Source organism: Campylobacter parajejuni (genome assembly GCF_046764905.1).
Taxonomy (GTDB): domain Bacteria; phylum Campylobacterota; class Campylobacteria; order Campylobacterales; family Campylobacteraceae; genus Campylobacter_D.
Genome location: NZ_JBKORB010000003.1, coordinates 164,099 through 186,760, shown reverse-complemented (window position 1 = coordinate 186,760; position 22,662 = coordinate 164,099). Strand labels below are relative to the sequence as shown.

At 33.1% G+C, this 22,662-nt stretch carries 18 protein-coding genes, 2 tRNA genes and 1 pseudogene; 13 read left to right on the top strand and 8 right to left on the bottom strand.

Annotation, left to right across the window (positions count from 1 at the left end; translation table 11 throughout):
• Positions 1-36: 36 nt before the first annotated feature.
• Genes ACLL8X_RS04215 through abc-f form a run of 6 tightly spaced genes read left to right on the top strand, consistent with a single transcriptional unit; the run spans position 37 to position 7,644 of the window.
• Complete coding sequence (locus tag ACLL8X_RS04215; RefSeq protein ID WP_411989687.1) at positions 37-1,713, top strand: 30S ribosomal protein S1; 1,677 nt, start codon at positions 37-39, stop codon at positions 1,711-1,713.
• On the top strand, positions 1,713-2,201 hold the full coding sequence (locus ACLL8X_RS04210; RefSeq protein WP_411989686.1) for a hypothetical protein: 489 nt from the start codon (positions 1,713-1,715) through the stop codon (positions 2,199-2,201). Before ACLL8X_RS04215 ends, ACLL8X_RS04210 begins: the two co-directional genes overlap by 1 nt.
• Entirely contained in the window at positions 2,198-3,781 is a 1,584-nt protein-coding gene (gene serA, locus ACLL8X_RS04205; RefSeq protein WP_411989685.1) for a phosphoglycerate dehydrogenase, read from the top strand. The genes ACLL8X_RS04210 and serA overlap by 4 nt, the downstream gene beginning before the upstream one ends.
• On the top strand, positions 3,768-4,430 hold the full coding sequence (locus tag ACLL8X_RS04200; RefSeq protein WP_411989684.1) for a response regulator transcription factor: 663 nt from the start codon (positions 3,768-3,770) through the stop codon (positions 4,428-4,430). Before serA ends, ACLL8X_RS04200 begins: the two co-directional genes overlap by 14 nt.
• Positions 4,424-5,713 (top strand): sensor histidine kinase, encoded by a 1,290-nt coding sequence (locus ACLL8X_RS04195; protein ID WP_411989683.1) that lies wholly within the window; start codon positions 4,424-4,426, stop codon positions 5,711-5,713. Before ACLL8X_RS04200 ends, ACLL8X_RS04195 begins: the two co-directional genes overlap by 7 nt.
• Before the next feature lie 2 nt (positions 5,714-5,715).
• Positions 5,716-7,644, top strand: a complete 1,929-nt coding sequence (gene abc-f / locus ACLL8X_RS04190; protein WP_411989682.1) for a ribosomal protection-like ABC-F family protein — start codon at positions 5,716-5,718, stop codon at positions 7,642-7,644.
• A 10-nt stretch (positions 7,645-7,654) separates the two neighbouring features.
• Here abc-f and ACLL8X_RS04185 read toward each other — a convergent pair.
• Together ACLL8X_RS04185 and ACLL8X_RS04180 are read right to left on the bottom strand one after the other, a co-directional pair.
• Positions 7,655-7,729: transfer RNA gene (locus tag ACLL8X_RS04185), tRNA-Gly, on the bottom strand.
• A gap of 6 nt (positions 7,730-7,735) precedes the next feature.
• Positions 7,736-7,822: transfer RNA gene (locus ACLL8X_RS04180), tRNA-Leu, on the bottom strand.
• 184 nt (positions 7,823-8,006) lie between these two features.
• Here ACLL8X_RS04180 and flgL point away from each other — a divergent pair.
• Positions 8,007-10,262 (top strand): flagellar hook-associated protein FlgL, encoded by a 2,256-nt coding sequence (flgL, locus tag ACLL8X_RS04175; RefSeq protein WP_411989681.1) that lies wholly within the window; start codon positions 8,007-8,009, stop codon positions 10,260-10,262.
• Between the two features lie 108 nt (positions 10,263-10,370).
• Positions 10,371-13,226 (top strand): DNA translocase FtsK, encoded by a 2,856-nt coding sequence (locus tag ACLL8X_RS04170; RefSeq protein WP_411989680.1) that lies wholly within the window; start codon positions 10,371-10,373, stop codon positions 13,224-13,226.
• 94 nt (positions 13,227-13,320) lie between these two features.
• Here the strand turns inward: ACLL8X_RS04170 and rpsO are convergent, their stop codons facing one another.
• Entirely contained in the window at positions 13,321-13,593 is a 273-nt protein-coding gene (gene rpsO, locus ACLL8X_RS04165; protein WP_411989742.1) for a 30S ribosomal protein S15, read from the bottom strand.
• A gap of 172 nt (positions 13,594-13,765) precedes the next feature.
• Between rpsO and ACLL8X_RS04160 the strand changes: the two genes are divergently transcribed.
• The 5 genes and pseudogenes from ACLL8X_RS04160 (at position 13,766) to ACLL8X_RS04140 (ending at position 18,228) form a co-directional block, all read left to right on the top strand.
• Positions 13,766-14,176 carry an Rrf2 family transcriptional regulator gene (locus ACLL8X_RS04160; RefSeq protein WP_411989679.1) on the top strand — a complete coding sequence of 137 codons (411 nt, stop codon included), beginning with the start codon at positions 13,766-13,768 and terminating at the stop codon, positions 14,174-14,176.
• Positions 14,163-16,330, top strand: a pseudogene (gene flhA, locus ACLL8X_RS04155) (flagellar biosynthesis protein FlhA). Before ACLL8X_RS04160 ends, flhA begins: the two are co-directional and overlap by 14 nt.
• A gap of 8 nt (positions 16,331-16,338) precedes the next feature.
• Positions 16,339-17,376 (top strand): DHH family phosphoesterase, encoded by a 1,038-nt coding sequence (locus tag ACLL8X_RS04150; RefSeq protein WP_411989678.1) that lies wholly within the window; start codon positions 16,339-16,341, stop codon positions 17,374-17,376.
• On the top strand, positions 17,366-17,599 hold the full coding sequence (locus tag ACLL8X_RS04145) for a hypothetical protein (protein WP_411989677.1): 234 nt from the start codon (positions 17,366-17,368) through the stop codon (positions 17,597-17,599). Before ACLL8X_RS04150 ends, ACLL8X_RS04145 begins: the two co-directional genes overlap by 11 nt.
• Positions 17,596-18,228, top strand: coding sequence for a hypothetical protein (locus ACLL8X_RS04140; RefSeq protein WP_411989676.1), 633 nt, complete (start codon positions 17,596-17,598; stop codon positions 18,226-18,228). Before ACLL8X_RS04145 ends, ACLL8X_RS04140 begins: the two co-directional genes overlap by 4 nt.
• Here ACLL8X_RS04140 and ACLL8X_RS04135 read toward each other — a convergent pair.
• The 5 genes from ACLL8X_RS04135 to ACLL8X_RS04115 all read right to left on the bottom strand — a co-directional run bounded on the left by ACLL8X_RS04135 (position 18,216) and on the right by ACLL8X_RS04115 (position 22,627).
• The gene (locus ACLL8X_RS04135) at positions 18,216-18,356 is read right to left on the bottom strand and encodes a hypothetical protein (RefSeq protein WP_411989675.1); all 141 of its coding nucleotides are present in this window, start codon (positions 18,354-18,356) and stop codon (positions 18,216-18,218) included. The genes ACLL8X_RS04140 and ACLL8X_RS04135 overlap by 13 nt on opposite strands.
• Before the next feature lie 169 nt (positions 18,357-18,525).
• A complete protein-coding gene (locus ACLL8X_RS04130; RefSeq protein WP_411989674.1) occupies positions 18,526-19,161 on the bottom strand; it encodes a thiol:disulfide interchange protein DsbA/DsbL in 636 nt (211 codons plus the stop codon).
• An 83-nt stretch (positions 19,162-19,244) separates the two neighbouring features.
• Positions 19,245-21,107: an aryl-sulfate sulfotransferase gene (locus ACLL8X_RS04125; protein WP_411989673.1), complete on the bottom strand. Its 1,863-nt coding sequence runs from the start codon at positions 21,105-21,107 to the stop codon at positions 19,245-19,247.
• A gap of 117 nt (positions 21,108-21,224) precedes the next feature.
• Positions 21,225-21,968 carry a protein-disulfide oxidoreductase DsbI gene (gene dsbI, locus ACLL8X_RS04120; RefSeq protein WP_411989672.1) on the bottom strand — a complete coding sequence of 248 codons (744 nt, stop codon included), beginning with the start codon at positions 21,966-21,968 and terminating at the stop codon, positions 21,225-21,227.
• A complete protein-coding gene (locus ACLL8X_RS04115; protein ID WP_411989671.1) occupies positions 21,965-22,627 on the bottom strand; it encodes a thiol:disulfide interchange protein DsbA/DsbL in 663 nt (220 codons plus the stop codon). Before ACLL8X_RS04115 ends, dsbI begins: the two co-directional genes overlap by 4 nt.
• Between the last annotated feature and the right edge of the window lie 35 nt (positions 22,628-22,662).

Below are 22,662 nucleotides of genomic sequence, written 5' to 3'. Positions count from 1 at the left end.
TCAGTCAAATTCTAAAAATTATTTTAAAGGACCATAATGAGCGAGGTGAACAAAAAAGTTCAAGACGGCGTAGATGATTATCTTGAAGAAGATGAAGATTTTGGACAGCTTTTAGAAGCTTTTGACAAATCAAGAGAAGAAGCTACGGCAGAAGGCGTGATTGTAGAGATTAAAAATGACGAAGTTTATGTTGATATAGGCAGAAAATCAGAAGGCATTTTAGCACTTGGCGAAATACAAGATGATGATTTGAAATTATTATTTAATGTAGGCGATAGTATTAAAGTTGCTGTGATAGGTTCTCGTGGTGGCAGGTCTTTACTCTCTCATAAAAAAGCTTTGAGAAAAGAAAAAGTGATTGAATTTATCAAAAATTATCAAGAAAATCAAGACGATGTTTTCAATGTAAAAGTTGTGGGTAAAAATAAGGGCGGATTGATTGTTGTTGATGAAAATGATGTTGAATTTTTCTTGCCAAAATCTCAATATGGTTTTAAAGAAGTAAATAATATCGCACTGGGTAAAACATTTAAGGTTAAGATTATTAAAATAGACAAAGATGAGCAAAGTATTATTGTTTCTCGCAAAAAAACTTTAGATGATGAGAGAAGAAAACGCAAAGAATTAATCAATAATGTCGCCCAACAAGAAGATTTGATTGAGGGTATTGTTAAAAAAATCACTACTTATGGTATGTTTGTAGATGTGGGTGGTGTTGATGGACTTGTGCATTATAGTGAAATTTCTTATAAAGGACCTGTAAATCCGGGAACACTTTATAAGGAAGGAGATAAGGTTCCAGTTAAGGTTATAAAATACGATAAAGAACGCAAACATTTGTCTTTGTCTATAAAAGCAGCCTTGCCTGACCCTTGGAGTGAGATTAAAGATACGCTTGATGTGGGCGATACTATCAAGGTAATAGTGTCAAATATAGAGCCTTATGGTGCTTTTGTGGATTTGGGTAATGATATAGAAGGATTTTTACACATCAGTGAAATTTCTTGGGATAAAAATATTAAAAATCCAAAGGATTATATCAGTAAAGGTCAAGAAATTGATGTAGAAGTCATTGAAATCAATCCAGATGAAAGACGCTTAAGAGTATCTTTAAGAAATCTGCTCTCTAAACCTTTTGATGAATTTATGAAGTCTTATAAAATCGGAGATATTACGCAAGGCGATATTACTTCAGTAACTTCTTTTGGTGCTTTTGTTAAGCTTGGTGGTATTGAAGGTTTGTTGCATAATGAAGATGCTTCTTGGGATAGAAATGATAAATGCAAGGATAAATTTTCTCAAGGCGATAAGGTTGAAGTAAAAATCATCAAAATAGATGAAGAAAATCAAAAAGTATCATTAAGCACGAAAGAATTAAGCAATTCCCCAGTGCAAGAATATGCTAAAGCCCATAAGGTAGGTGATATTGTAAAAGGACTTATTCGCGATATTAAAGATTTTGGTGTTTTTGTGGAACTAAGCAAAAATGTTGATGCTTTAATCCATAAGGAAGATATTAGTGCTTCTATGCTTGAAAATTTAAAAATCGGCGATGATATTGAAGCTGCTATTGTTTTCATTGATGAGAAGAAAAATAGAATTCGCCTAAGTGTTAAAAATCTCGTTAGGATGAAAGAAAGAGAAGTATTAAATGAAATTAATAGCGATGATAAAGTAACTCTAGGTGATATTATCAAAGACCAATTAGCTTGATGAAAAAATATGCCACTATAAGCATTTTGAGCGTTTTATTGCTCATTTTGCTTACAATTGTTTTTGTATTGCTTTGGCAGTTTAAAGCGAATACAAATTTCGTTCCACAATTTGCCAAGGATACAAATACACAGCAAAATATCCAAACCCAAACTCAAGAACTTTCATGGCAAGAAGAATTAGCCATGTGGCCAACAAGAGATTTTACTCCAGCAGCAGAGAAATTTACTTTATATTTTGATGTGGATACAAGTGAGCTTAAAGAAAAAAGTAAATATTATCAACTCATCATTGGAAAATACGATATTTATTCGATGTTTTGCTTAAGACAGACTTTAAATTCTTTTAATGTCAAATATTTTCTTCTTAAGGCAGAAGACAGCCCAGAAATTTTTTTGGATACAGGCAATGAAAAACTTATTGGCAATATTATTAATGAATTAAAAAAATATAAAATACATACACAAGTAAAGGAAATTTGGCTATGAAAAAAAAGATTATAGTATGCGATGCTATTTTGGATAAGGGTGTTGAAATCTTAAGAAAAGCTGAAGATATTGAGCTTATAGAAGCTGCAAAAGTTCCAAAGGATGAGCTTATGCAAATGTTGGCTGATGTTGAAGTTGCCATTACTAGAAGCTCTACCGATGTGGATGTTAATTTTTTAAATTACGCTAAAAAGTTAAAAGCACTTGTGCGTGCGGGCGTGGGCGTGGATAATGTCGATATTGCTGAATGTTCTAAACGCGGAGTGATTGTGATGAATGTCCCCACCGCAAATACCATTGCCGCAGTAGAACTTACTATGGCACATCTTTTAACATCGGCTAGAAGTTTTGTCAATGCTCATAATTTTTTAAAGATTGAAAGAAAATGGGATAGAGAAAAATGGTATGGCATTGAATTGATGAATAAAACGCTAGGCGTTATAGGTTTTGGAAACATAGGTTCAAGGGTAGCCCTTCGTGCTAAGGCTTTTGGTATGAAAATTTTAGCCTATGACCCTTATATTCCATCTTCTAAAATTACAGATTTGGATATGGAACAAGCAAAGAATTTAGATGAGATTTTAGAAAAAAGCGATTTTATCACCATTCACACTCCAAAAACCAAAGAAACTAATGCTATGATAGGAAAGCAAGAAATTGCAAAGATGAAAGATGGCATAAGACTGATAAACTGTGCTCGTGGAGGATTATATGTAGAACAAGCCCTATGCGAAGGTTTAAAAAGTGGTAAAATAGCTTGGCTTGGAATAGATGTGTTTGACAAAGAGCCTGCGACTAACCATCCTTTATTGGAATTTGAAAATATTTCAGTTACTTCCCATCTTGGTGCTAACACTTTAGAAAGTCAAGATAATATCGCAAGAGAAGCTTGCGAACAAGCACTCAGTGCGGCACGAGGAGTGGCTTATCCTAATGCCTTAAATTTACCGATTAAAACCGAAGATTTACCGCCTTTTGTTGCTCCTTATATAGAGCTTGTTTCTAAGATGGCTTTTTTAGCCGTTCAAATTGACAAGCATCCTATAAAAAGCATTAAACTAGAAGCTGAAGGTATTATTGGCGAGTATGTAAATTCTATGCTAACCTTCGTAGCTGTTGGTGCTTTGGGTGGAATTTTAGGGGAAAAAATCAATTATGTTAATGCGGAATTCGTAGCTAAGGAAAAAGGGATTGAATTATCTTGCGAAACCCTTCCAAATAGCGGTTATAACAACAAACTTAGCGTTAAAATCATCACAGAAAATTCAAATATCAGTGTTTCAGGAACAGTGTTTAATGAAAATGAACAACGCATAGTGGGATTAAATGGATTTAAAACAGATTTTAAACCAAAAGGAAAAATGATAATTTTTAAAAACAAAGACATTCCCGGAGTTATAGCTAAAATCAGTTCCGTTTTAGCAGCTAAAAATATCAATATAGCTGATTTCAGACTCGGTAGAGATGGTTTTGGATATGCCTTGGCTGTTGTTTTGATTGATGAAAAAATTCAAAAAGAAGTATTAGATGAGCTAAGATTATTAGAAGCTTGTGTGTTTGTTCAATATGTCGAAATTTAAAATTTTAATCATAGAAGATGATGTAGATTTAAACGATTTGCTTGTCTTAAAGCTAAAAACTAGCGGATATGAAGTGGTGTCCTTACTAGATTTTCAAAAGGTTGAGGATTTGCTTGATAGTGAGCAAATTGACCTTTTGATAGTGGATAGAAATTTACCCAGTGGGGATTCTTTAGAAAAAATTAAAGATTTAAGAAAGCAAGGCTATAAAGAAGCGGTTATTTTTCTTACTGCTAAGGCTTTACATCAAGATTTGCTTGAGGGTTTTGAGAGTGGTTGTGATGATTATATTTGTAAGCCTTTTGATTTTAATGAGCTTTTGCTTCGTATTAAAGCCATTTTAAAGCGACATAAAAGAGAAGAAGAGAAGCTGTATTTTGATGAATTTATCTTAGATTTGCCTAATTATGAATTTTTTTACAAAAAAGAAAAGCTGGAAATTTCTAATCTTGATTATGAGCTTTTAAAATGTTTTTTTGAAAATCCCAACACCCTACTTACAAGACAATTTTTAAGCGAAAGCGTTTGGAAGGATGATACCACTAGCGATAAAACCATCAATATAGCTTTAACAAGACTTAGAAATAAATTTCCAAAATTAAAAGACCATATCATAAGCGTTAGGGGCGTTGGCTATAAATTATGCTAAAAACTAAAAATGCTTTTATGATTTTTTTTGTTTTATTGGCTTTGGTTTTTGGACTTACTTTTTATACTTTTACAAATTCTTATCTTAATCTTTTGCTTACAAGGCAATATGAACAAAAAATCAAAAGTCTAAGTGATGCTTTGAAATTTTCTCTTTTGGAACATTTAAATGATGATAATATTAAAGATTTTGCCAAAGACACTAGGGCTGATTTTATCATCTTAAAAAATGACACAAAGATAAGCTCTGTAAAAAATCCTGATTTTTTTACCCATCTTAAAGAAGGAGAAATTTTAACTTTAAATTCAAAAAAAATTCTAGTCCAAAGCTTTATACATAAGGGATATAAATGTGTGATTATCGTTTATCCGCGTTTTTTAGATGTGGAATTTTTTTGGTTAAAAATGGCAATAAGCTTTGGAATATGTTTGTTGTTTGTTTTTATCTTAATGATTTCGCTAGGCAAAAAAATAGCAAAAAGTTTTAAGAAAATTTTGGAATTTTTAGATTCCATAAATAGTTCTAGAGTGGTTATACTCGAAAGGGGTATTTTTAGGGAATTTGCTTTGTTAAATGAAAAGCTTTTGAAAACTAAGGACAAAATTTTAAAAAACACTCAAAAAAATAAAAAACAAAGTGATAAAATCGCACTTAAAAACACCCAGCTCACCAGCGTCATTTCAGCTATTTCTCACGAGCTTAAAAATCCATTAAGCGTTATTGATTTGAGCCTTGAAATGCTTAAGGATAAAAATCTAAAAGACGAAAAATTAAAAATAGAATTACTAGAAAAAATTTCGCGTCAAAGCGTTAAGCTTAATGCTTTAACCCATAAGCTGAATTTTGTCTTTAATCTTAATAGCGAAGCCTTGCAAATGCAAGAATTTGACCTTTTTTCTTTATGTGAAAAAATTACTAAAAATCCGGGTTTTGAGCGGGTTGTGTTACAGGGCGAAAGCACAAAGGTTAGAGCCGATGAATTTTTAATCGAGCAAGTGCTTATAAATTTGCTTTCTAATGCTTTAAAATACAGCCAAAAAGAAGTTATCTTAACGGCAAAAAATCAAAAAATAATAGTGCAGGATTTTGGAAAAGGCATAGAAGAAGATAAGCTAAAATTAATCACAAAAAAATTTTATAAAATCGATGTAAAAAGTGATAATTCTTTTGGTTTGGGACTTTTTTTAGTGAAGAAAATTTTAAATATTCATAAAAGCTATTTAGAAATTTCTAGCACCTTAGGCTATGGTTCTAGCTTTAGCTTTAAACTCAATCAAGGATAAAAATGGCTCTTATAGATTTAATTGAAGCTTCAAAAAAATTTGGAGATAAAATAGTTTTAAATGAGGTCAATTTTAGTGCAAATGAAGGGGAAAAAATCGCCATCATAGGCAAAAACGGAGAGGGAAAATCCACTCTTTTAAAAGTGCTTTTAGGCGCACTTACCTTAGATAGTGGCAGGGTAATAAGACAAAATGGAAAAAGCATAGCTATGCTTTCGCAAGTTGTGGATTTTAACGCAAATTTATGCGTAAAAGAAGCTATCAAGCAAGAACTTGTGGAAATTTATAATGCCTTGGAAGAATATGAAATTTTAAATAAAAAATTAGAAAAAAATCCTCAAAATAAAATCTATCTTAATCAAATGGATACGCTTATGGCTTTACTCGATAGCAAGGATGCTTGGAATATAGAGTCTAAAATAGAACGCATTTTAAAAGAATTTAGCTTGCTTGAGTATGAAAATCGCATTCTATCTACTTTAAGTGGTGGAGAAATTCGCCGCGTTGGACTTTGCATACTTTTGCTTAAAAATCCTGATATTTTATTGCTTGATGAGCCAACCAATCACTTAGATGTGTATATGACGAGTTTTTTGGAGAATTTGTTAAAAAATTCAAAAATGTGTGTGATTTTTATTTCGCACGATAGGTATTTTATAGATGCCATAGCGAGTAAGTGCGTAGAAGTGGAGCAGGGGAGCTTAAGTGTTTTTAAGGGTGGCTATGCGAATTATTTAGAGAAAAAAACGCAAATTTTACAAAGCTTAGCTAAGAGCCACGAAACTCTTTTAAAGCAATTAAAAAGTGAAGAAGAGTGGTTAAGACGCGGGGTAAAAGCAAGGCTTAAAAGAAATGAAGGGCGTAAAGAGCGTATTTTTAAAATGCGAGAAGAGGCGAAAAAAAATCCTGCAGAGCTTAAACGCTTAAAACTTGAAATTTCAAGAGCGGCTTTAAATTTTAATGGCGAAAAAGTCATCAACCGCAAAAAAATGCTTTTTGAGCTTAAAAATATCAGCAAAAATAGGGGAGAGAAAAATTTATTTAAGGATTTTTCAACGCGTATTTTACAGGGCGAACGCATTGGTATTGTTGGAAAAAATGGTTGTGGAAAATCAACATTTTTGAAAATTCTTCTAGGACAAGTAAAACAAGATGATGGAGAAATAAAGCGTGGAGAGTTGAAAATAGGGTATTTTGACCAAGCTAGAGCCTTGATAAGTTCAGATAAAACTTTGCTTGAAATTTTTTGCCCCAATGGTGGAGATAGGGTTGAAGTTCGTGGTAAGAATATGCATGTTTATGGGTATTTGAAAAATTTTTTATTTCCTAAGGAATTTTTAGATAAAAGCGTTGCTCTTTTAAGTGGCGGGGAGAAAAATCGCCTTGCTTTAGCCTTGCTCTTTACTAAAGAATATGATATTTTGGTTTTAGATGAACCGACTAATGACCTTGATATAGCCACGATTAATATATTAGAAGAGTATTTGCTTGGTTTTGAAGGGGCTATTTTGCTTGTATCGCACGATAGGTATTTTGTTGATAAAATTGCAACAAAACTTTATGCTTTTGAAGAAAATGGATATATCAATATCTTGCATACTCTTTATACGGAGTATCTAGAAAACGAAAAAGAAATCAAAGAATTTGATAGTTTTATTGCAACGCTTCAAACTCAAGAAAATCAAAGCCAAAAAGAAAAAAGAACTAAAAAACTAAGCTACAAGGAAAACGAGATATTAAAAAACCATCCCCAGAGAATAGATTCTTTAGAGCAAAAAATAAAAGAATTAAATCAAAATTTATCTAATCCAAAAATATATCAAGAAATAGGTATCGATAAGCTTTATAAAGAGTTAAAAACAGCACAAGACGAACTTGAAAAATTAGAAAATGAATATTTTTTAGTGCTTGAAAAAAGTGAAAATTTGTAAATATTCTTTATGGAGCGGGAAACGAGATTCGAACTCGCGACCCCAACCTTGGCAAGGTTGTGCTCTACCCCTGAGCTATTCCCGCAAAAGATGGTGCCCAAGGTCGGACTCGAACCGACACAAGGTTGCCCTTACCAGATTTTGAGTCTGGCGCGTCTACCAGTTTCACCACTTGGGCTAGTTTTAAAGATTTTGAAAGTAGAATTATACTTTTTTAGGCTAAAAAATACTTTAAAAATAAAAAGTATTTTTTAAAAGACGATATAAGTTGATAAAGTTTAAAATTTGGAACACTTATTGCTTTTTCATTGATATAGCAATTTTGAAAAGATTTTAACTTTAAAAATTTTAAAAGGAAAAAAATGAGAGTTACAAATAAGTTAAATTTCACAAACGGCATTAATAGCTCGATGGGTGCCCAAAGTGCCTTGCTTCAAATTTCACAACAGCTTAGCTCCGGTATTAAAATTCAAAATTCTTACGAAGATGCAAGCACCTACATCGATAGCACAAGGCTTGAATATGAGATTAAAACCTTAGAACAGGTTAAAGAAGCGACAAAATCAGCCCAAGAAATGACTCAAAATAGTATGAAAGCCTTGCAAGATATGGTTAAACTTTTAGAAGATTTTAAGGTTAAAGTTACTCAAGCAGCAAGCGATGGGAATTCTCAAACTTCAAGAGAAGCCATAGCCAAAGAATTGCAACGCATGAAAGAAAGTATAGTCCAACTGGCTAATACTAGTGTCAATGGCCAATACCTTTTTGCAGGTTCTCAGGTGGCAAATAAGCCTTTTGACGCTCAAGGCAATTATTATGGAGATAAAAACAATCTCAATGTCGTTACAGGCTCAGGAACACAAAGTCCTTATAATGTGCCCGGATGGGACTTGTTTTTTAAGGCTGATGGGGATTATAAAAAGCAAACTAGCACCAATGTCAGCTTTACAGATAATCGCTGGAATTTGACTAAAGACCCTGATAAAAAGCAATATCTCACAAGTGAATCTAAATGGCAAAATCTCATAGGGCAGGGTTATGTTAAAGATGATGGTTTAGACCCTGAAAAGGATTTTGAGTATGCCGATAGTAAGCTTGATTTTCCACCTTCATCTTTTTATGTCCAAGGTACAAGACCTGATGGAACAAGCTTTAAAAGTGCGGTTTTGGTAAAACCTGATAGCACTATGGAAGATGTTATGGAGCAAATTGGTGTGCTTTATGGTAATACTCCAAATAATAAAGTAGTCGAAGTAAAACTCAATGATAGCGGTCAAATTCAAATCACAGATTTAAAACAAGGCAATAACAAGCTTGATTTTCACGCCGTAGCCTTCACACCGCAATTTGACGATAAGACAGAATTAAAAAATATTCAAACAGCAATGGCAGCAGCAAATCCTCCTATGAGTATGGACGACTTAACTAATGCTGTTATGACGGCGGCCACACAGCAAAATAATGGCGATATAACAAAACTCACAAGCCCTGTAACTATACAAATCAATAATCAAAATTTTGAAATCGACCTTAAACAAACGGATTTTATCAAAAGCAAGATGACTGATATTGATGGCAATGCTACAGATGGGGCGGATTATGATAATGTGTATTTTGAAAAAAATGGAAATAATGTCTATGGTAATGTTTCTCAAGTGATTAAGGGAAGTAATGCTTATGCAACGGATTCTACCAAGCTAAGCGAAGTTATGGCTGGAAATTCTTTAAACGGGACTACTTTAAATTTAAAGGTAAATTCCAAAGGTGGCAATACCTATGATGTAACAATCAATCTACAAAATTCAACAGTAAGTTTCCCTGACCCTAACAACCCTAATCAAACCATAAGTTTTCCTATCACTCACGTTAATCCAGCAACCGGAAATAATGGTGTTGTAACCCCTTCTAATGATATTACCTATAAACAGCTTAATGATATCATAGGTATGTTTGCAGCCGATAAAGTTCCTACCCAAACTATAACGCCAAATAATGGACAAATCACAGAAGCTAATTATAATACCCTACAACAGCTTATGCAAGATTCACGTCAAAGTGTGGATGTGAGTATGGATTATAAAGGACGCATTAGTATTACAGATAAGCTTTCAACTACTACTAATATTCAAGTTTCACTTAGCGATTCGCAGAGCGGAACTTTTCCTAGACCCCCACTTGCAACAACAGCAAACACTCAAAATGGTCCTAATTTTAGTTTTAGTGCTAATAATTCTTTAGTGATTGATGAGCCTAATGTAGATATTATAAAAGACCTTGATGCGATGATAGATTCGGTTTTAAAAGGAAATATGAGAGCGGATTCTGAGAGTGAAGACCCAAGAAATACAGGTATGCAAGGAGCTTTAGAAAGGCTTGACCATTTAGCCGACCACGTGAGCAAACTTAATACTACAATGGGAGCTTATCATAACTCTATAGAAGGTGTAAATACACGGACATCTTTTTTAAGCGTTAATGTGCAGGGCATAAGGAAGAATGTTATCGATGTGGATTATGGCGAAGCAATGATGAATTTAATGCAGGTTCAAATTGCATATCAAGCTTCTTTAAAGGCTAGCACGACTATATCACAACTGAGTTTGTTAAATTATATGTAAAAATTTTTATGGTATAATGGGCTCTTATTTTATTTTCAAGGAAAAAATATTAAAAAAGAAGCCCTTTTTACTAGCCTTACTCTTGTTATTTTTTATCTTTGTCTTTGTATGCTAGTGCCTAGTATGGGAGAGTGGGTTTATAAAGTCAATATGTTTTTATTTGGAGAATTTGGGTATTACTATCCTTTTTTTCTGCTTGTGCTAAATTATATTGCTTATAAAAAAAGCTATAAGATAGAAAATTTTAAGCGTAGAGAACTTTTTGGTTTTTCTTTAGCCTTTTTCGCTCTTTTGCTTTTGTTTTCCGCCCTTTATAAAAACTCAGGCTATATTTTGAGTTTTGTTTATGAAATTTTTTCCACTCTTTTAGGACACACGGGAAGTGGAATTTTTGCTCTTTTGCTTTTGTTTTTTTCTTTGATTTTATTGTTTCCAAAATTTGCAAAAGAAATTCTAAAAATAGAATTAGATTTTACCCTGCTTTTAAAAGTAGAACAAGGATTTAAATCCTTACTTATGCGTGTGTTTGGTGGCGAAAACGATGGGTTTAAAAATTCACAAGCAGATGAAAAAACAAAAACCAGTAGCTTAGAACAGATAGTTAAAGAAAGCAATATCAATGCAAGTAAAAATTCCATCACAACAGCTAAGGAAAATTTTGAAAAACTAAAAAATCAAATTTTAGATGAAACTTTAGAAATTGATAAACAAAGTTTAAAAGAATCAAGAAGTTTTGTTTATGAGCATTCCCAACAAGTGTGGAATTTTGCACAAAAAGCCAGTAAGTCAAGTGTTAGTCTTGATGAAGAATTTAATTTTATTACAGAAGAAGAGGTAGATATGATTCCAGAACGCTTTTTAAAACCTAAAAAACCCCAAGATTTAAAACAAATAGATACAAATAAAAATTTAGACGAACCTAGCTATAAGCGTAAAAATATTGAAATTCCACTCTCTAAACAAGAAGTTAAACCAAAAATTTTTACAAAAGAGCTTGCGTTAAGGGAAAATTTTATAAAAAAAGAAAAGCTAGAGCAAGAATACAAAGCTTATCAAAATGAAATTTTAGAAAATAAAGTAAAACAAGAAATCAAAGAATTAGAAGAATATGATGCAATCGATTCAAACCCTATTATAAAGGGCGATAAATACACTTTTAATCAAGAAAATACGCAAAATCTAAAAATTGAAAATCCAAAAAGCGAAGAGAAGAAAATTTCAGATAAGGCAAATGATATGTTTGATTTTGCACCTATTGTTGAAGAACTAACCCATCCTTATATAGAACCCACTCCTATAAAAAATATCAATGAAATAGTCCCAGAAAATGAGCTAAGCCCCGTGCAAAATTTGGACTTTGAAAAAGAGCCAGTAGCTAATCAGGTAGAAGAAAACAAAGAAGAGCAAACAAATGAGCAAAAGCAAATAAGCCAAGCATCTAATAAACCCATAGATGAACAAGTAAGTGAGCAAGAAATCAAGCTTCAAAAAGCAGTTTTAGCCAAAGAAATTGCTATAAATCAAGCTTTACTACACGAAATAGAGCAGGGCGAACTTGAGCTTCCAAAGGATTTTAGTTTGCCAGCTCTTGATTTTTTGGCTAATCCAAAAGAACACAGGCAAGAGATTAATGAAAGCGAAATTGATAAGAAAATTTATAATTTGCTTGAAAAATTGCGTCGTTTTAAAATAGGTGGCGATGTCATAAGCACTTATGTGGGACCTGTGGTAACGACCTTTGAATTTCGTCCTAGTGCGGATGTAAAAGTCAGTCGCATTTTAAATTTGCAAGATGATTTAACTATGGCTTTAATGGCAAAATCCATTCGCATCCAAGCTCCAATTCCGGGCAAGGATGTGGTGGGTATAGAAGTGCCAAATGATGAAATTCAAACCATTTATCTAAGAGAAATTTTACAGAGTGAAATTTTCAAAAATGCAAAAAGTCCCCTAACCATAGCCTTAGGAAAGGACATCGTGGGAAATGCCTTTGTAACCGACCTTAAAAAGCTTCCACATTTACTTATAGCAGGAACTACTGGAAGCGGTAAGAGTGTGGGTATAAATTCTATGCTTTTAAGTCTTTTGTATCGTAATTCCCCTAAAACCTTGCGTTTGATGATGATAGATCCTAAAATGCTTGAATTTAGCATTTATAATGACATTCCTCATCTTTTAACCCCTGTGATAACCGACCCTAAAAAAGCAGTCAATGCGCTTTCAAATATGGTAGCGGAAATGGAAAGGCGTTACCGCTTGATGGCAGAAGCAAAAACCAAAAATATAGAAAATTATAATGAAAAAATGAAAGAATTGGGCAAAGAAGAGTTGCCCTTTATAGTTGTGATTATCGATGAACTTGCGGATTTGATGATGACTGCGGGTAAGGATGTGGAATTTTACATAGGACGCCTTGCACAAATGGCAAGAGCGAGTGGAATTCATCTTATCGTAGCGACACAACGGCCTTCTGTGGATGTGGTAACGGGACTTATTAAGGCAAATTTACCGAGTAGAATTTCTTATAAAGTAGGGCAGAAAATTGACTCTAAGGTTATTTTAGACGCTATGGGTGCTGAAAGTTTGTTGGGGCGTGGGGACTGTTTATTTACCCCACCGGGAACAAGCTCTATTGTGCGTTTGCACGCACCTTTTGCAAGTGAATTTGAAATAGAAAAAATCGTAGATTTCTTAAAGGACCAACAAAGCGTAGAATACGATGAAAGCTTTTTAAAAGACCAACAAAGCGTAGGTGTAACAAGCAACGAAAGCATAGATAGCCAAAGAGATGAGCTTTATGAAGAAGCTAAAAGAGTGATATTAGAAGATGGAAAAACAAGTATTTCTTATTTGCAACGCCGTTTAAAAATCGGTTATAACCGCTCGGCTAATATCATAGAGCAACTTACACAAAATGGGATTTTGAGCGAACCTGATGCTAAAGGACAAAGAGAAATTTTATAACTTTAGATTAAAACAAGCAATTACCCATCTGCTAAAGTAAAAGAATGTAAAATTTTAAAAAAGAATAAAAGCCCACAAAAATGGGCTTTGAATTTCATTTATCTCTAAGTTTTAGCTCAGTGATTAATTTGCTATAAGAATTATAATCTTTTCTTTTAAGATAAGATAAAAGTCTTTTTCTTTGACCTACAAGTTTTAAAAGTCCTAATCTTGATGAAAAGTCTTTTTTGTAGATTTTTAAGTGTTCTGTAAGTTCTGTAATTCTTGCAGTTAAAAGAGCTACTTGAACTTCTGTTGAACCGGTATCGCCCGGTTTTTTAGCGAATTTCGCAACTATTTCTGCTTTTTTGGCCGAATCCAAAGCCATCATAGACCTCCTGATTGGTAAATAAAATATTTGTGGAAGTGTAATTCTATCTTAAAAAGCAAAAAATAAGCTGAATTTATCTTTTTTAAAAGCTTTTACTGAAATTTAAGTCTTTTTCTAAGAATTATTTATTATAATTATAGTATTTTTGTAATTAAAACAAGGAGAATCCGTGCTATTTACCAAAGCTAGCGAATATGCTTTACTTTCTTTAATTTATATTTCCCAAAAAGAAACGCCACAAGATGTAGATTCTTTAGCTTTAGAGCTTGATATTCCTAAAAGTTTTTTGGCTAAAATTTTACAAACTTTAGCTAAGGACGGATTATTAAAATCCTTTAAAGGTGCAAAGGGTGGTTTTGTCTTAATTAAACCCCCAAAAGAATACACCATAAAAGAAATTGTTAATAGTGCTGAAAAAAAAGACATTAGCGTATTTGAATGCAGCGGGGGTGTATGCCCGAACAACAAAGAAGAAAATTGCACTTTAATGCCTATGTTAATCAATTTACAAAATAAAGTGGATGAATTTTTAGATTCTATTACCCTAGAAGATATTATGAAAAATAATGGCAAAAAATAAAATAGTTGATTTAGTTTTTCCTTTTTTGGGGCCTTTAATCGCCCCTGTTTTAAAAGCTAAAAGCTTAACTATTGTTGGTTTTTTAGTTTGTATTTTAGCTATTATTATAGTTCCTTTGCCAAGTCCTGTTTTGGACTTTTTTTGGCTTTAAGCATTGCTTTATCGGTGCTTATTATTTTAATTTCCATTTATATACCTAAGCCCACCGATTTAACAACTTTTCCTACTCTTATCTTAATAATCACGCTTTTTAGACTATCCTTAAATATCGCTACTACAAGAATGATTTTAAGCGAAGGGCAAAATGGTCCTGAAGCGGTAAGTGAAATTATCGCGGCTTTTGGGGAATTTGTCGTGGGTGGAAATATGGTCATCGGTGTGATAGTTTTTTGTATTTTGGTTTTAATTAATTTTATGGTTGTAACCAAAGGTAGCACAAGAGTTTCTGAAGTGCAAGCAAGATTTACCCTTGATGCGATGCCGGGTAAGCAAATGGCTATTGATGCGGACTTAAATGCGGGGCTGATTGATGAGCAAACGGCAAGAGCAAGACGCCAAGAGATTATAGCTGAAGCCAATTTTTATGGGGCTATGGATGGTTCTTCTAAATTTATTAAAGGCGATGCAGTTGCGGGCATTATCATCACTATCATTAATATCATAGGTGGTTTTTTAATCGGTGCCTTTCAGCACGATATGGACCTTAGCAATGCAGCTTCTACTTATACTATTTTAACTATAGGTGATGGGCTAGTATCACAAATTCCGGGTCTTATTACCTCTACGGCTACGGCTATTATCATAACCCGTGCGAGTAAAGACGAGGAAAATTTCGCCGAAGGGACTTTAAATCAGCTTTTAAGCGAATACCGCACACTTTTAATCGTGGGTTTTGTGCTTTTCATTTTTGCCTTAGTTCCGGGTTTGCCTACGCTTTCTTTGGGCTTTATGGCTTTGGTATTTTTAGGTCTTGGCTATCTTACTAAGCAAGTTAAAGAAGGTAAAATCGATATAAACACCCCTAAAAAAAGCAAACCCAGTGCCACAGCCGCAACACAAGATGGGGCAACTGTAGCAGCTCCTGCAAAGAAAAGTGAAGAAGAAATTATCAAAGAAGAAGAACATAAAATCAATGATATTCTTAAGGTTGAGATTTTAGAGTTAGAACTTGGCTATGGTCTTATTAAATTAGCTGAAAATGAACTGACTGAGAGAATTCGTTCTATGAGAAGAAGCATAGCTGAGAGCTTGGGCTTTTTGATGCCAAAGATTAGAATTAGAGATAATCTAAGACTTAAGCCCAATGAATACAGCTTCAAGCTTAAAGGTGTAGCCATTGCTGGAGCTGAAATTTACCCTGAGAAATACTTGGCTATGGATAGTGGTTTTATCACAGAAGAGATAGAAGGCATTGCAACTAAAGAGCCTGCTTTTAATTCAGATGCCCTTTGGATTGATGCCAATTTAAAAGATGAAGCTACGCTTAATGGCTATATAGTCATAGACCCTGCTAGTGTGATTTCAACACATATGAGTGAGCTTATTAAGGCACACGCTAGCGAGCTTTTAACCCGCCAAGAAGTGCAAAATTTACTCGATAAGGTTAAAAATGATTATCCTATCATTGTTGAAGGTGCTTTGGCTGTGGCTCCTGTGAGTTTGGTGCAAAAAATTCTCAAAGATTTACTTAAACACCACATACCGATTAAGGATATGCTGACTATTTTAGAAGCTATTAGCGATATAGCTGAAGTAAGCAAGAGTTTTGATATGATTATTGAGCATGTAAGGGCGTCTTTGGCTAGAATGATTACAAATATGTATTTAGATGATAAGGGGAATTTGGATATTTTTATTTTGGATTCTGCTAGCTCGGCTGTTTTGATGGAGAATGTGCAATTTAGAGATGGAGGCTATCATTTGCCTTTAAGCGTGGCTCAAACAGGCACTTTAGTAGATACTCTAAGAGCTGAAGTTGCCGCAGTAGCAAATGGTCGTATTAAGCCTTTTATACTTTGTGTTGAGCCTCAGCTTAGGAAATTTATCGCTGATATTTGTTATAATTTTAGCATTAATATTGTCGTATTAAGCTTTGCTGAAATTGCGGAAAATACGAATTTTAATACCGAAGGTATTATTAAGATAGAACTTTAAGGAAAAGAATGAAAATTTATCATCTTTCTCATACAGATTTAGATGGTTATGCCTGTCAATTTATAGTGAATTTTTATTTTAAAAATGTAAGCTTTTATAATTCTAATTATGGCAAAGAAATCAATGAGAATTTTAATACTATTTTAAATGACATAGAAAAAGATGGAAAAAAAGCTATTATTTTAATAACGGATTTGAATTTAACCCCCGCTCAGTGTGAAGAATTTGATAAAATTTGCAAGGAAAAAAATATAAAAATTTTCTTACTTGACCATCATCAAAGCGGCGAAGAATGTGCTAAAAAATATGCTTGGTATTTGCTTGATACTAAGCGTTGTGCGACTAAGATGGTTTATGATTTTTTCTCTAAAATTTGTGTGGCAAATTTAGAACTTTCAAATTTTGTTAATGTTGTTAATGCGGTGGATATTTGGCTAAGTGAAGATAAAAATTTTGAACTAGGAAAAGTTTTTTTAGCTTTAATTGCCAATGCTAAAGAGATAAATCGTGTGATGTTTAAAGAAGCCCATCTTGCTTATATGTTTTTTTTGCTAGATAGGGCGTGTAAATTTATAGACAAGGATAAGGCAAATATCCTGCTTGAAAATGCTATACATTTTATAAAAAAAGATTTTTTTTCTAGAAAAGATGATGACACGCTTTCTAATTTAATTTCTCATTTTGTGGTGGAAAAATTAAGCCAATTAAGAGTAAATTTCAGTATAGAATATGAAGGTTTTAAGGGAATTTTAACTTCAAATATAGGCAATACTTCTATTATCGGTAATGAGTTTTTGATAAAAAATCCAGATTATGATTTTTTTATCGATGTCAGTTCTAGGAAAACTTTAAGCTTTCGTGCCAATGGTAAAGTAGATGTGAGCTTAATGGCTAAAAATTTAGTAGGTGGAGGAGGGCATAAAAATGCTAGTGGTGGGCTTTTTGCTGCCTTTAAAGATGGAACAAATTATAATCACATCAAAGCTCAAATTGTTGATTTAATCAAAAGTAAAGAGCTTAAAAAGGAAAATAATCTTGCAAAATAAAAATTTAAAAAACGAACTAGAAGATTTAAGATATGAACTTAGCATAGTTTTAGAAGCTATGCTTTTATATGCTGGGGTTAAAAGAGAAAAGTTAGAAAACGCCATAGAAGCTTATATTGATAATATAGACCGCATACTAGAAACTTCAAACAAAGAAGGGGTTGATGAAGTTTTGGAAGTGGTTGAATTTTTAAGAAATAATTACAAAGAGCTTTTTGAGTGAAAGGATATATTTTTATTTTTCTTAGCCTGTATTCTTTGGGCTTTGCTAATATTTATGAAAAATTAAGTGATTTTGCCTATGAAAAAAAGCCTAATAAAGATTTTAAAAGCTATGAAGTTAAACTCATTGAATTTTCACAAGACAATAAAGCTTGTCTTGAGCTTCTAATACAAGCAGAGCAGGTAAGAATTCTCAAAAGCTATAATTCTTGCCAAGCCTTAGCCAAAGATGAAAATTTTCAAAATTTTCTCAATGAGGATTTTTTAAGGCTATATAAAAATGATGGATATTTTGTAAATAAAAATTTACAAGAGCTGAAAAAGGCTATGCAAGATATTATGATATATTATAAATTGCGTTATTCCTTTAGCAAGGATATAGGGGATATGAGTAGGGATAAAAATTTAAGCATCTTAAATATAGATGAAAAAAAGGGTGGAATCTTGCTTTATAAAATCAACAATCAAGCCTGTGTGGGTATAGAACTTAAAGAACATAATTCTAAAATGGCTATGAAAGTCTATGGGATAGAAAATTTAGACAAAGAATGCAAATTATTTATCCAAGCTCCTTCTTTTAAGGAGCTTTCTTATACGCAAAAAGATTTTAAGTGGTATTATTTAGAATAAACAAACACTCTGATTTTCTTTAGAAAATTCTTTAAAACAGCAATGAAAGTTATAGTATCTTTTCTTCCAAGTTTTTGAAAGACGCAATTATCCAAATCTTTTTTTTCTTGTATGCTTAAATTCTTCATTAGCTTAACCTTTAAAAATATCGCAGTCTGTGATTTTAGCTAAAAAAACTTTATTTTTGTATTAATTTTTCAAGTTTTAAGTATTTTATTGTTAAAAAATTTACATTTTTATATTTTGAAAGATAATAGCTTGATATTAAAAAATAAATTTAGGCAAAATGCCTAAATTTTACATATCGCTTAGTTTTTTAACCAAATTTTGCAAATCTTGCATGGAGCCTATGGCACTTGGATTGATTTGATATTTTCCATTTACCACAAAAGCAGGGGTGCCGTAGGTTTTAGCTATGTCATTAGCTCTTTGAAATTCGTTTAAAATTTCTTTAGCTTTAGTAGTGTTTAAAAAAACTGACACTTCATTTTTATCCACACCCATAGCCTTTAAACCCACTTCGTAAAAATCATTTGAGTTTGAAAAGCTTTGCTTGTTTAAGAAATAAGAAACAAAATAAACATCAGCAAGTTTATGCGTAAGAGAATCACTATAACTTGCGTCTTTGCCATTTTGCTCATCTTGGTATTGAGCAAAGGCAAAAAGCTCATTCATTTCCTTAGCAAAGTCCCCATTCATCAAACTTACAGGATAAAGCTTAAAATGTAAATTAGGAAAAGCCTCTCTTAGTTTTTCCAAAGTCCCAAATTTATGATGATGATAGCAATGTATGCATTTATAAGAAAAGGCTTCAATCACTGAATTTTGGGAATTTGGCACAGCGGGATTTAAAGTAATAAAGCTATCTTTTGCCAATACAAAGCTAAAACAAAACGCAAGAAGTATAAAAATTTTGTAAAAAAATTTACACATCGCACATCCTTTTTCAATAAAAATTTTAAAAAGACAATTCTATTGAAAAAAAATAAACAAGCCCAAATCATTTGGGCTTAGAATTATTTTTTAGGACTGAAAGCTTGTTCGACGCTAAAAGGCATTGCCTGATATCCTGTTCCAGAACCGATAAATTGAATTTGAACCGAAGGTTCTTTCGCGCCCCATTTAAATTCATCAATTTCAGGCTTCGGCTCTCCAAGACTCACACCCTTACTAAGGTCAAAACCCATTCCAGCTGTAGCGCTATAAACTACGATAGAATTCTTATCTGCTGCATATTGAGTTAAAGAAGTTACCGGAGAGAACCATTCGTTCCCGCGATTCTTGCCGTATTCCCAAATTTGCTCTGCAGTTTTATTTTGCTGGTCGATTTTATAAATTACGGCACGAGAGTATTTTTGACTTGCAAATGCGGGTTGCTCAGCCCCTCTTGCGTCGCCATTATCAAAAACACTTATATAAATATAACGTTTATTGGATTTGCTATCAATTCTCCAAGCTGTATGTTGAGTCCAAGTAAAGTCAAATCCACCATTTTCATTTTCATAGCCCGGACATTTACTATAATCATCATCGCAAATTATTTTTTTACCATTCTTATCAACAGGTTGTAATAAATATTTTTGGAATTTATCGCCCCAACCCTTGTGTGCTCCTAAAATCCACTTGATTTTTTTATCACGACCGATTTTAACAATAGCACTTTGATGGCGACTTGAAATGATAATGCTATCATCACTCGGGTCATAATCAACACTATTTACATGCGCCCAATTTCTACCTATACCTGTGCCTGCTATGTCTCCAAATTTATCACTCTCGTCCATTTTAGCAAGCTCTTCGTCGCTTAAAGTTTTACCTGCTTTACTCGCATCGATATTTAAACATACTGCACCTTGGTCTAAAGCTTTGATAATAGTGCTTCTATAAGTATCTAAAATATCATACAATCTCCAATCATCAACTACATTGCCATTCTCATCTACTTCTACAATCGTATCACGCACTGTGCGAACGTGCTTGCCATCTGGGCGCAAAGCATTTGCCGAAGCCACTCTTAAAAGATAATGTCCATTTTGCATATTGTCCATAGCGTGAGAAAAATCTATATAGGCAGGGGGTAGCTTGCGGTTAAAAATTTCTCTTCCTAAAATATCATATTTTACATATCTTTGACCAAAACCCCAAGTTAAAGCCCCATCTTTATTTTGATGAAAACCCATCATAATGCCACGATTATAAATATTATCCCAATCCATCAATTTACTATTATCAAAATACCATCGAATCTCGCCCTTAGTATCTATGATAAACACATTAGAATTCTCATCCCACTCCATAGCACCACCTGTGGGGTTATTCCAAACAGATTGCGAACCTTTGCCTGATTGTTTTCCGGGAGCATTATTTACCAAATACAATCTATCTGAAAATTTTGGGTCCATTTTTAATACTTTAACACTCTCAAAAGGAATTCCCCTTTGCTCAGTGCTTCCGCTTGGCTCTATATTCACTCCAGAAGCGGCAATCTTATATATCTCATCAGTAACTTTTTGACTTTTTCCGTTTGCGGTTTTTGTATAGCTTACTTTTATCGTATTTAAATAAGAAGGATAAAGTCCAAATACAGGAATTCCGCCATAAGTCTTAGCCATTTTAGAATCCACGCTATAAGAGATAGTTTGACCATTTGGCTTAGGAAGAATACTTACTTGTATATCGCTTAAAACATACCCATTATCCATAATCACAGCTGTTAAAGGAGCTAGTCCATAAGGGTTTATTTTAACCGCACCTATTTGTCCTTGAATTTGCCAATCTATTTTTGTTCCGCTAGGACCGCCCATAGCCATCAAAGCATTGGGTGCAAGTAGGGTAGAACCCGCCAGTAACGCTAGGCAAAGAGTTTTGCTAAGTCTCATTATTTATCCTTTAAAATTATTTAAGCCATCCTAAAATAGCTTAATAAAATTTTAAAACTATGTAGCAGATTTTAAACTGCTACATTCTAAATTTATCTTGAAATGGTCCATTTAATACTAGCTAATTTTTAATTCGCCTGTAAATTTAAGTATTAAAACCAAAACAAGTATAATTAAGGCAAAAATTTTAGACCCGGCCTTGCTCTTATCTAAAATATAAGCCATAAACATTCCAAAAAGCACAATAAAACAACATAAAAATGCTATAAAACAACAAATAGCCATATTCATAAATTTTAAACTAGGGATTAAATACCACCCCTCGCTATAAAGTCCATCTTCAAAATTAGGTGGAGTGCCTATGAAGAATTTTTGAAAAGCATTGAGATTAGCACTTTCTGGGACTACTGGAATATCCATTCCACATTCTCCTGTTGGTTTAAACCAAGAAGGAAACCACTCGTGCAAAGGCAAGTTAAAGGGATAAATAGGAATTTCACGACACCCATCAACTCCACCAAAAGGATTTTCTGAATGAACAACTTCATGGATATGATTTAAGGTTAAACAATGCTCAAAACCTAGCCAAATTCCATAAAAGGCCAAAGTATAAGCAAAAATTTTAATTACATTGTTTTTAGGATTAATCAAAGCAATTAGACCGCCCAAAGCCATAACAAACATATCAAATCTTATATAAACACATTGTTCGCAAGGCTCCATATAAAGATATTCTTGAAATAAAAAATGTGCCACAAAAGTAAGCCCTAGAGTTACTACAATCATAATCAGCCAAGGCGAACGTGTGTCTTGCCATTTAGAAAGTTTAAAGCAATCCATGTTTTTCATCTTACAACTCATTTTTGCTTACTAAGCTCTTCAACAATTTCAATCAAAGCTTCAGGAGAGCTAATAGCACTTGGAATGATTTGGTATTTACCATTAACCACAAAAGCAGGGGTGCCGTAATTTTGCGAAATAGGGTTAGCCACTTCATAAGCTTTTAAAATTTCACTAGCCTCAGGAGTTTTTAAAAAAGCTTCCAAATCAGCCTTATTCGCACCCATAGCATTTAAACCTACTGCGTAAAAAGCTTCTGGATTTTTACCATTTTCCCATCTTTGCTTTTTCTTAAAATAAGCATCAAAATAAGCTTGTGCGGCTTTATGAGTGAAGCTATTTTTATCTGTAAAATCAGTCTTATTGGCCTTATCTTTAAACACAGCAAAAGCAAAAATTTCATTTGCCTGTTTTCCATAATCCCCCATCGAACTTACAGGGTAGAATTTATAAGTTAAATTAGGCAATTTTTCCTTAACCTTACCCATAGTATTAAATTTATGATGGTCATAACAATGCGTACAACGATAAGAAAAAATTTCAATCAGCGAATTATCTGCATCAGCAATAGGAGTTTTAAGGACTATGTATTCTTTATCCTCGCTCAATGCACTTGCATTAACACCAGCTAAAAAAGCAAACACGACAGCACATTTTGTAAAATTTCTTAAAATTTTCATCATTTTCTCCTTGAAATTTTAAAGCCAATAAAACT

What these genes read in the sequence shown, in the direction of transcription:
- ACLL8X_RS04215 (WP_411989687.1), top strand. Translation starts at nt 37, where the DNA reads ATGAGCGAGGTGAACAAAAAAGTTCAAGACGGCGTAGATGATTATCTT.
- ACLL8X_RS04210 (WP_411989686.1), top strand. Translation starts at nt 1,713, where the DNA reads ATGAAAAAATATGCCACTATAAGCATTTTGAGCGTTTTATTGCTCATT.
- serA (WP_411989685.1), top strand. Translation starts at nt 2,198, where the DNA reads ATGAAAAAAAAGATTATAGTATGCGATGCTATTTTGGATAAGGGTGTT.
- ACLL8X_RS04200 (WP_411989684.1), top strand. Translation starts at nt 3,768, where the DNA reads ATGTCGAAATTTAAAATTTTAATCATAGAAGATGATGTAGATTTAAAC.
- ACLL8X_RS04195 (WP_411989683.1), top strand. Translation starts at nt 4,424, where the DNA reads ATGCTAAAAACTAAAAATGCTTTTATGATTTTTTTTGTTTTATTGGCT.
- abc-f (WP_411989682.1), top strand. Translation starts at nt 5,716, where the DNA reads ATGGCTCTTATAGATTTAATTGAAGCTTCAAAAAAATTTGGAGATAAA.
- flgL (WP_411989681.1), top strand. Translation starts at nt 8,007, where the DNA reads ATGAGAGTTACAAATAAGTTAAATTTCACAAACGGCATTAATAGCTCG.
- ACLL8X_RS04170 (WP_411989680.1), top strand. Translation starts at nt 10,371, where the DNA reads ATGCTAGTGCCTAGTATGGGAGAGTGGGTTTATAAAGTCAATATGTTT.
- rpsO (WP_411989742.1), bottom strand. Translation starts at nt 13,593, where the DNA reads ATGGCTTTGGATTCGGCCAAAAAAGCAGAAATAGTTGCGAAATTCGCT.
- ACLL8X_RS04150 (WP_411989678.1), top strand. Translation starts at nt 16,339, where the DNA reads ATGAAAATTTATCATCTTTCTCATACAGATTTAGATGGTTATGCCTGT.
- ACLL8X_RS04135 (WP_411989675.1), bottom strand. Translation starts at nt 18,356, where the DNA reads ATGAAGAATTTAAGCATACAAGAAAAAAAAGATTTGGATAATTGCGTC.
- ACLL8X_RS04130 (WP_411989674.1), bottom strand. Translation starts at nt 19,161, where the DNA reads ATGTGTAAATTTTTTTACAAAATTTTTATACTTCTTGCGTTTTGTTTT.
- ACLL8X_RS04125 (WP_411989673.1), bottom strand. Translation starts at nt 21,107, where the DNA reads ATGAGACTTAGCAAAACTCTTTGCCTAGCGTTACTGGCGGGTTCTACC.
- dsbI (WP_411989672.1), bottom strand. Translation starts at nt 21,968, where the DNA reads ATGAGTTGTAAGATGAAAAACATGGATTGCTTTAAACTTTCTAAATGG.
- ACLL8X_RS04115 (WP_411989671.1), bottom strand. Translation starts at nt 22,627, where the DNA reads ATGAAAATTTTAAGAAATTTTACAAAATGTGCTGTCGTGTTTGCTTTT.